This is a genomic window from Variovorax sp. P4_D9 (genome assembly GCF_056401695.1).
Genome location: NZ_JBFUIU010000363.1, coordinates 1 through 8,899, shown reverse-complemented (window position 1 = coordinate 8,899; position 8,899 = coordinate 1). Strand labels below are relative to the sequence as shown.

The 8,899-nt window shown below is 63.3% G+C and carries 5 protein-coding genes and 2 pseudogenes; 6 read left to right on the top strand and 1 reads right to left on the bottom strand.

Features of this window, described 5'->3' with window-relative positions; genetic code table 11:
- The 3 genes from AC1DY5_RS30990 to AC1DY5_RS30980 all read left to right on the top strand — a co-directional run.
- Positions 1 to 1,218, top strand: a 1,218-nt coding sequence (locus tag AC1DY5_RS30990; RefSeq protein WP_478117700.1) for an ATP citrate lyase citrate-binding domain-containing protein, incomplete at its 5' end; no start/stop codon positions are given.
- 13 nt (positions 1,219 to 1,231) lie between these two features.
- Complete coding sequence (locus AC1DY5_RS30985) at positions 1,232 to 3,958, top strand: CoA-binding protein (RefSeq protein ID WP_478117698.1); 2,727 nt, start codon at positions 1,232 to 1,234, stop codon at positions 3,956 to 3,958.
- A gap of 62 nt (positions 3,959 to 4,020) precedes the next feature.
- Positions 4,021 to 5,376, top strand: coding sequence for a 2-hydroxycarboxylate transporter family protein (locus AC1DY5_RS30980; protein WP_478117697.1), 1,356 nt, complete (start codon positions 4,021 to 4,023; stop codon positions 5,374 to 5,376).
- Positions 5,377 to 5,582: 206 nt separating this feature from the next.
- Here AC1DY5_RS30980 and AC1DY5_RS30975 read toward each other — a convergent pair.
- A pseudogene (locus AC1DY5_RS30975) lies at positions 5,583 to 6,539 on the bottom strand (tyrosine-type recombinase/integrase); the annotation flags it as partial.
- A 308-nt stretch (positions 6,540 to 6,847) separates the two neighbouring features.
- On the opposite strand from AC1DY5_RS30975, the gene AC1DY5_RS30970 reads away from it, so the two are divergent.
- The 3 genes and pseudogenes from AC1DY5_RS30970 to AC1DY5_RS30960 all read left to right on the top strand — a co-directional run.
- Positions 6,848 to 7,114, top strand: a complete 267-nt coding sequence (locus AC1DY5_RS30970) for a hypothetical protein (protein ID WP_478117696.1) — start codon at positions 6,848 to 6,850, stop codon at positions 7,112 to 7,114.
- A 393-nt stretch (positions 7,115 to 7,507) separates the two neighbouring features.
- Complete coding sequence (locus AC1DY5_RS30965; protein WP_478117694.1) at positions 7,508 to 8,635, top strand: sensor histidine kinase; 1,128 nt, start codon at positions 7,508 to 7,510, stop codon at positions 8,633 to 8,635.
- A gap of 79 nt (positions 8,636 to 8,714) precedes the next feature.
- A pseudogene (locus tag AC1DY5_RS30960) lies at positions 8,715 to 8,899 on the top strand (IS630 family transposase); the annotation flags it as partial.

The following is an 8,899-nucleotide window of genomic DNA, read 5'->3' as shown; positions in this document are numbered from 1 at the left end:
GAGGAAGAGATCAAGTCCCTCATCGACAGGCACCGGCTGATCTTCATCAAGCCCGTGTTCAAGGGCGGTATCGGCAAGAAGGGCAAGGCTGGGTTGCTGGGCCKCGCGAAGGACCTGCAGACCGCACTGGCAGAGAAGGAACGGCTCTATTTCGCCGAGCACACAGTCGGCCACGTCAAGGCCAAGGCCAATGGCGTGACCTTCGAGGCGGGCGTACCGGCGGAGCACGAGGTCTACTTCTCGATCAGCGATTCCACCCACTTTCGGGCTCCGACCATGACGCTGACGCACATGGGCGGCATGGACATCGAGGAGATCGACAAGAAGCACGTCGCCATGGTGCCCTTCGACCCCCTGACGGGACTCAAGGCCTTCGTTGTCGCCAATGCGCTGACCGAGATCGGTGCACCCAAGGAAATCATCTCGCCGTTGGTGCAGCAGTTGCCGAAGCTGTGGGAGCTGTTCCACAACTTCGGCATGACCACGCTGGAGCTCAACCCGATCCGCATGCGGGAGGACAAGAAGGGTCGCCTCATGCCGGTGGCCTGCGACTTCAAGTGCGGCTTCGATCGCGATGACCCGCGCTGGCTGCGCCTGAATTTGCCGCCGCACCTGTTCGCCGCCGACTACTCCAACTTCGAGCAGGAGATCAATCAACTGCGCACGCACCAGGGACAGAGCGACGTCTACGTCATCAACGACAAGGGCACCGTCCTCGCGCCGACCTTCGGCGGCGGCGCCAACTCGCTGGTCACCGAGATGTTGGGCGATGAGGCGATCATCAGTTCCGACTTTGGCGGCAACCCACCCTACGAGAAGATGAAGGAAGTGGCGCGCATCTGCTTCAAACACTGGCTCAAGCAGGCCAACGTGCTGTTCATCATCGGCGGCAAGAGCAACAACACCGACATCTTCGAGACGCTGCGCGCAATGGGTGACGCCCTGCGCGAGCACTTCAGTGCGCAGGGACCGACACCGCTCTACGTCGTGGTCGGCCGCGGCGGACCGAACCTGGTACGCGGCATGGGCGCACTGCGCGATACCTGCGACGCACTGGGCCTGCCCTACCGCCTGTTCGGCTTCGACTCCGACATGAGCGAAGTGATCCAGTACGCGAAGAAGGCCAACGAGTGGATGAAGGCCGGCGGGCGCGAACAGGTCGCGGCGAGCCTTGGCATCGCAGCTTCCATTCCCACCGCACCGGCGCTTGCCGCCTGAATTGGAGACCGAAATGCAAGCATCCCAATGGATCAACAAGAGCGTCGGCGACTTCAAGTACCACGTCGGCATCAGTTCCCTGACGCAGGTAGCCTCGCGCGACGATCGCGTCTGCGTACTCAACATCCTGGGCGGTGAATCGAGCGAAGTCACGCCGGTGAGCCACGTGTATTCGGGCGGCAACGTGGTGTGCGGCACGGCGCCGGGCAAGGGCGGCGCAGTACTGGAAACCGCCATCGGCAACATTCCGGTTTACAACAACGTGCGCGACGCGCTGGCCGCGGGCCATCGCTTCAACTGTGGCGTGGTCTACCTGCCGCCCTCGGCCGCCCGTGACGGCGTGGCGGAACTGATCCGCGTGAACCCCGACCTGCGCAAGATCTTCATCATCACCGAGAAGATCTCAGTTCACGACGCGCGCGAAATCCGCGCGATGGGGCAGCAGAACGGCATCGACATCTTCGGCGCCAACGGACTGGGCGTGGCCGACTCGTGGAACCAGGTGCGCATCGGCGGCGCGCTGGGAGGCGACAAGCCCGGCGATTCGCTGCGGCCCGGCTCGATCGCAATCTTCTCCAACTCGGGCGGCTTTTCGACCACCATCGCGCAGTACCTGCGCATGGGGGGGTGGGGTACAACCACGGTCATTTCGAGCGGCAAGGACGTCTACATCCACTACGCGGCACCCGAGTTCGCCTTCGCGCTGGCCAACGACGCGCGCAGCAAGGCGGCGGTGCTCTACTGYGAACCGGGCGGCTACTATGAGTTCGACGCTCAATTCACCAAGCCGGTAGTGGCTTGTGTCGTGGGCCGCTGGAAGAGCAAGCTCACGCGCGCGGTCGGCCACGCAGGCGCGATGGCCGGCGGATCGGACGATGCGAATGCGAAAGAACGCTGGTTCATGGAGAAGTTCGGCGTCGACGCCATCTTCACGCCCGAGAATCCAGTCGTTTCCGCCAAGGGCGCACTGGTGACCAACATCGCCCACATCCCGGCCGCCCTCACGGCCGTGATGCGAGCGAACGCCACGCTGCCCGATTTCGCGCCCGAGGGCACCCTCGAACTCAAGCCGTGGTTCGGTTCCGATGCCGGCTTGGACCTGCCCGACGACCTCCGCCTGCCGGTCGTCAAGGCGCTTGCACCCTACAGCGAACAGGTGGCACTGCTCAACACGCAGATTGGCGGCGTGGTGCCGCGCCAGGCCATGAAGGATGCATCGGGTGCTTCGCAGATGGACGCCAAGACACAGGTCAGCAGCCTGCATGGAACCAGCATGCTGCACGCTGCGACCCTGCCGCTCGAATCGAACGTCGCGCTGGCGCTGCTGCACGACCCGGGCGGCGACAACGACCGCAAGCTGATCGCCCCCGCCGTGGCCGCCTTCGTCAACCTGCATGGATGTCCGGAGTTGGCGGCGGCAATGGCCAGCCGTGAAGCCGGCAATGCCCCCAACGCCGTGCTGGCAGCCGCAGCAGCCATCGTTGGCCCGAGGCGGCAGGAGGCCGCTCGCGTCGCAATCAAGTTCATGCTCGAGCGCTTTCACGCTGCCGGCCTCGGCAATGAGTTCGGCGCGTCGTTGAGCGACAGCTTCGATGTCGGATCGGTGGACGCCGGCAGTCAGCCGGGCTTGACGGCGGCCACGCCCGACGCGCGCGCAGAGGCGTTGCTCGCCGGCGTCGATGCGCGTGGCGGCCACTCCGTTTTCCTGCGCTGGCTCAGGAGCCTCCCGGGCCACCCGACCGAAGCCGCTGCGCTGGCCGCGATCTCGGCCACGCTGGCCTGGGGGCCCCTGAGCCGCAAACGCATCTCCCGCCTGACTGCCGAAAGCTTCCCCTGGTGGCTCCAACTGTTCGGCACGCTGATCGGCGCCTCGGCCGAATCATCACGGCACGAGAATGGGCGTTTCTGCGGAATCGACCAACAGCGCATGCTGGGCAGTCTCAGCCTGGGCGAAATCGCCTTCGCCGCTTTGTTGGGTCGCACCCCCGGCGAAGACGACCTGTTTGCCTTCCAGACACTGATCGGCCTGCTGCTGACCAACGGGCCCGGCGCGATCTCGGCGCAGGGCGCCAAGGGCGCGGTGTCGGCCGACGGGCCCGAGCAGCCCGAACGCGTGCAACTCAACAAGGCACTGACTGGTTTCCTGACCCACACCGGCTACGCGCACGGGGGCAACGGCTACGAGGGCATTGCCTACCTCGTCGAGCAGTTCAAGGGCAGCGGCCTGAAAGACCCCGGCAGCCAGGACCACGGCGTCGACCTGCAAGCTTTGGCCGTGAAGGCGGTCGAGCAGTACGCGCGGTACAAGCAGCAGCAGAAGACCACCGGCAGCCTGGACATCGCCAAGTTGCCCGGCGTGAATCATCCGGTGTTCAAGGACAAGCCGGTGAATCACGACCCACGCGAAGTGTTCATCGGCAAGTTGTTCGAAGAGCGCGGCGAGACCAACGTATTCCACGCCTTTTATCGCGAGCTGGTGCAGCAGCTGTTCGCCGCCGGCGTGTCGCGCAACGTGTATTGCGTCAACATCGATGCCGTGATCGCCGCTCTGCTGCTCAAAATGCTGTGGAAGCCACTGCAGGCAGGCGAAATCGGCGAAAGCGATCTCGAGACTGCGGCCTTCACGATCTTTCTCTACCCGCGCATGATTGGTTGTGCGGCTGAAATCGACGATCACATGAATCGCGGTCGCAACATGGATACGCGGACGGCGGCGTCTCTCTGCAAATTCGTGGCCTAGGCGCCGCGCCACCGAGCCGCCCGTGCAAGCTTGTTCGCGCAATGCATTTCCAAGGAGACATCATGAGTACACCTACAGCAGTGCAAGCCGTTCGCCTGGACGACGATCCATCCAACAAACAAGGCTTCTGGCCCCACGGTTGGTGGAAGTTGATGGAGATCCGCATCGGCATCCTGCCGCTGCCGGTATATTTGCTCGCGGGCCTGCTGATCGCAGGCTTCGTCGTGAGCGGCAAGCTGCCTGGCGAGATTTCGCTGGCGATCGTGATGTTCGCGTTCTTTGGCTTCACCTTCGCGGAGATTGGCAAGCGCCTGCCGGTGCTACGTAGTATTGGCGCGGGCGCGATCTTCGCTACCTTCATTCCTTCCGCGATGGTGTACTACCACTGGCTGCCGGCTGATGTGATCAAGGTGACCGTGGACTTCACCAAGCAGACCAATTTCCTCTACCTGTTCATCGCTTCGATCATCGTCGGCAGCATTCTTGGCATGGACCGCCACGTGCTGATCAAGGGTTTCCTGAAGATCTTCGTGCCACTGGCAGCCGGCACCGTCGCAGCAGGCGCTGTCGGCACGCTGGTCGGCACCTTGCTCGGGCTGGGCGCCTATCACACCTTCTTTTTCATTGTGGTGCCGATCATGGCCGGCGGAGTGGGCGAAGGCGCGATCCCGTTGTCGATCGGCTACGCCGAAATCCTGCACCAGGACCAGGGCACGCTGTTCGCGACCGTGCTGCCACCCGTGATGCTCGGCAGCCTGACCGCCATCATCTTGGCCGGCACGCTGAACTACGTCGGCAAGAAGATGCCGCACCTCACAGGTGAAGGCCGGCTGCAGCCGGGCGAGCACGACGACATGGACCCCCAGCAGGAAGAGATCACCGGCCACATGGATGTGACGCACATCGCCGCCGCCGGCATCACCGCTCTCACGCTCTACCTGCTGGGCATCATGTGCTCGCGCCTGTTTGGTCTGCCCGCCCCGGTGGCGATGCTGTTTCTTGCCGTGATCGTGAAGCTGACGCAGGCGGTGTCGCCGCAATTGCAAAGCGGCGCGCATGTGGTGTACAAGTTCTTCTCGACGGCAGTGACCTACCCGCTGCTGTTTGCCATTGGGGTWTCGCTCACTCCCTGGGACAAGCTGCTGGCMGCWWTCACCMTSCCCAAYCTGATCACCATTGTCTCGACCGTCGTGACGCTGATGGCGACTGGAGCTATCGTCGGTCGCTGGCTGAATATGTACCCGATCGAGGCCGCCATCGTGAACGCGTGCCACAGCGGACAGGGAGGTACCGGCGACGTAGCCATCCTGACCGCCGCGAATCGCATGACGCTCATGCCGTTCGCACAGATCGCTACGCGCATTGGCGGCGCGGTAACGGTCACCATCGTGCTGATCGTTCTGGCACGCAGCGTTTGAGCCAGCGCGTGGTTCGAGCGAACCGTCGCCGAGCCACTATGCGGCTGCAGCTACTCGCGCTGGCCTCATGAGCGGGGTGCCTCTCGCGTGTCGTCCTGGTCGCTCGGTTCGGTGGCGCCGGCGGCCGCAGTTCGCTGAGCGGCGCCCAGGCGGTCGACCGCCGCACGGATCACGTTGCCCTTGCGATCCCAGAGCGGTTCAGCGGCTCAAACGCCGCGCGGCGGCGCTCCGAACGCAGCATTCATCTGACGCGCTCGTTTGATCTCGTCTCCATGAAGGTAGATCGAAGTGGTTTGAACTGACGCGTGACGCAGGTTGTCGCGGACCGTTGTCAGTTCGGCCCCGCGCGCCAGTGCATGCGTCGCATGTGTATGTCGCATCCAGTGCGGGCTGGCGCGTCGCAGTTTTTCTGCAGTAGCCGGACTCTCCGCTTCGATGACATCGGCCACTTTTGTGAAGAAGCGCCGCATGACGCTCCACAGCCTTGTCGTCGTGATGCCGGCCGAGTCGTGATCAAGACTGCCAACGATCGGCGTTCTTGGATCCCATCGGGCCGGCGTGATCGGCAACTGGCGCTGCATCAGGTACCGGTCAAGCGCCGCGCGCGCCAGCGGCGGCAACGCGACCTTGGCAGCCTTGCTGCCCTTGCCCACGAGGTGCAGCCAGCGATCGCCATGCCCATCGACCACGATCTGCCCCAGCGTGGCGTCAACCAGTTCGCTGATGCGCAGRCCCGTTGCGTACGCAAAATCCAGCACGAACCGCAGACGCTGTGCGGCTGGTGCTTCCCAATGGTGCCCCCATTCCAACCCCTCGGCCACGGCCTGGATCACCGCCCACTCGCCCTCGCCGAAGACGCGGGTACCAGCCAGCGCCTCCGAACGCGATGCGCCCCGAACCTTGATGCCGGCGAACGGATTGGCCATGGTGTAGCGCTGCTGAATCAGCCAGCGGTACATCGCGCCCACTACCGACAAGGCGTAGGCCACCGAACGCGCCGACAACGCGCCGGTAAACGGTCGCCAGTCGGCGGAGGAGCGCGGCCGGGCCGATCCGACCCAGCGCCCCCGCGGCRCCGGATGCCGCAGGAAAGCGCGGTACGCGATGGCGTCCTCGGTGGTGAGCGAGGACAGAGCCCGGCCACGCTCGACCACGGCCCAGAGGAAGGATCATCTGAACAGTACGAACATACTTCAGGGTTCTGAATGGGTTCCGTCCCGATTGGTTGCCTCCTGAAGGCCAAGTAAAGGACGAGGGGTCTGTACTTCCGCAATGGCGCCCCGAGCCGTCGTTCGCTCTGCTCCCCAAGGAACTCCGCATGTTGCAGCCGCACCTTCGCGAGCCGACCAGACCGGCCGGCCGGTTCAGTAAATATTCAGCTTCGTGAGTCCGAATGCTCATTTAAGACGCACCTTGTGCGGAGGATTTCGAATGGCCTTTTTCCAACGAATCGCCTCTCCTCACCCTGCCCATGGGTGACAGCAACTCAGTCTACGCTTCGCGGTTCCTTTCATCTGAATGGACGGTGCAGGTCCAAGCAGCGCTGGGAGCCGACGGTGGACGGCTTTACTACGCCGACCTCTATCGGTCAGGGGAACTGATGTGCCGCATCGCCCTCAACGGCACCTTCTCTGACCGCGAGCTAGCAGAGGAAGCGTTGTGGACGCGCCTCAAGACGTGGCTGAAGGACTATGAAGCGCGGCCACAGTCCGGCGACAGCGGGTTTCAAATTCTGTAGGAGCCAACGCGATAGCGCGCCGCCATGCGCGTCCGGGCGTCAACAGGACGAAGGCGACTGATTCTGAATGGCGGCACTGACCGGGGCGCGCACGAGGACGCATGCAGTTGGCCGAGCGCTGCCCTTCTTGGCCCCTTGGCCCTAGCCGTCAGCCGGCCGTCAATCGCACCGAACCTGCGGAACTCGTCCCCTTCACAGGGATCTTATTCATGCTGTCGTTGAGGAATGGCAATCGTCTGCCCCAACGGGGCCCTCGATGACGTACGGTAGCGCACTCTCGCAGAGCGCAGAATGTGGAAGATTGCCAGGATTTCGTGAAGATGCACGGGACACCGGCTTCCCCCGCTGAACGCTTCGACTTTGTCGAAACCGGGGCCACTGACAGAGGACCATATGCATCGATTCCTATCCAACAATCGGGACGAGCTGATTGAACGGTGCAAGGCCAAGGTCGCGCAGAGGCCCCGGCGAGCCGCGACGGCGGCGCAACTTGCCAATGGCATTCCGATGTTTCTGGACCAGCTGATGAGAACGCTGGAAGCACAGGAGAACGGCGAGATTGACGAGAGCTTCAGGATTTCCGGTGCCGCGGGCGGCGACGCAACCGCCTTGTCAGAAATGGGCCTGAGCGCCGCCGCGCATGGCAAGGAACTCTTGGGGCTCGRCTTTTCCGTGGACCAGGTGGTGCACGACTACGGCGACCTTTGCCAAGCCATCACCGACCTCGCGGTCGAGCGCGATGCTCCGTTCTCCGTTGATGAATTCCGCACGTTAAACCGTTGCCTGGACAACGCAATCGCCGATGCGGTCACTGAGTTCGGCTTCTGGCGTGACGCCAGCGTCGCCCTTCAGCAGTCCGCCGAGGAAAACGAGCGTCTCGGCATGCTGGTGCATGAGCTACGAAACTACTTGCACACGGCAACGCTGGCCTTCGCCGCCTTGGAATCGGGGAAGCTTCCCATCGGCGGCTCGACCGGGGCTGTGTTGAAAAGGAGCCTGTCTTCCTTAGCGGCCCTGCTCAGCCTCTCGCTGTCGCAGGTCAGGGCCACAGCCGATACGCCGCATGGGGAGGCCTTTTCGCTCGGGTTATTTGTGGCAGAGGCCAAGAATTCTGCTTCGCTCGACGCGAGCGTCAAGGGCTGCACGTTCTCGATCGATGATGTAGACGCTGCACTCGGCATCTCTGGGAATCGGGATCGTCTCTTGGCCGCCTTGGTGAACTTGCTGCAGAACGCATTCAAGTTCACTCACGCTCACACAGAGGTCGCGCTGAGCGCTTTCGCCGAAGGGGACCATGTTCTGGTCGAGGTCAGGGACCACTGCGGGGGACTTCCGCCAGGAGCAACCGCGAGCATCTTCCAGCCCTTTGTTCAGGTCGGTGACGACAAGAGCGGGTTGGGACTGGGCCTTTCCATCGCGCGGCGAAACGTCGAGGCTGACGGAGGTGTGTTGACCGTACGGGACGTGCCTGGCACGGGGTGCGTGTTCACTATCAAGCTTCCGCGTAGGACGCTTCACTAGTATCCCGAGTTAGAAATTCGTTGAACTAATTTGGTCTGCCTGTGTCCGTCGTGTAGTGTGTCGACACGACGAGGTGGCAATGAGAGGCAGACCCAAGAGCGAACTGGTGCTCAGCGATGCAGAGCGCGAACAACTCACGGCATTGACGCTGCGGCGCAAGACCGCGCAGGCCATGGCATTGCGAGCGCGCATCGTGTTGGGCTGTGCCGATGGCATGGAGAACAAGGCGGTTGCCGTTCGCCAGCGAGTGACGCCACAAACGGT

Excerpts from the sequence above, each read along its gene's own strand:
- AC1DY5_RS30970 (WP_478117696.1), top strand. The coding sequence starts at position 6,848 with ATGGGTGACAGCAACTCAGTCTACGCTTCGCGGTTCCTTTCATCTGAA.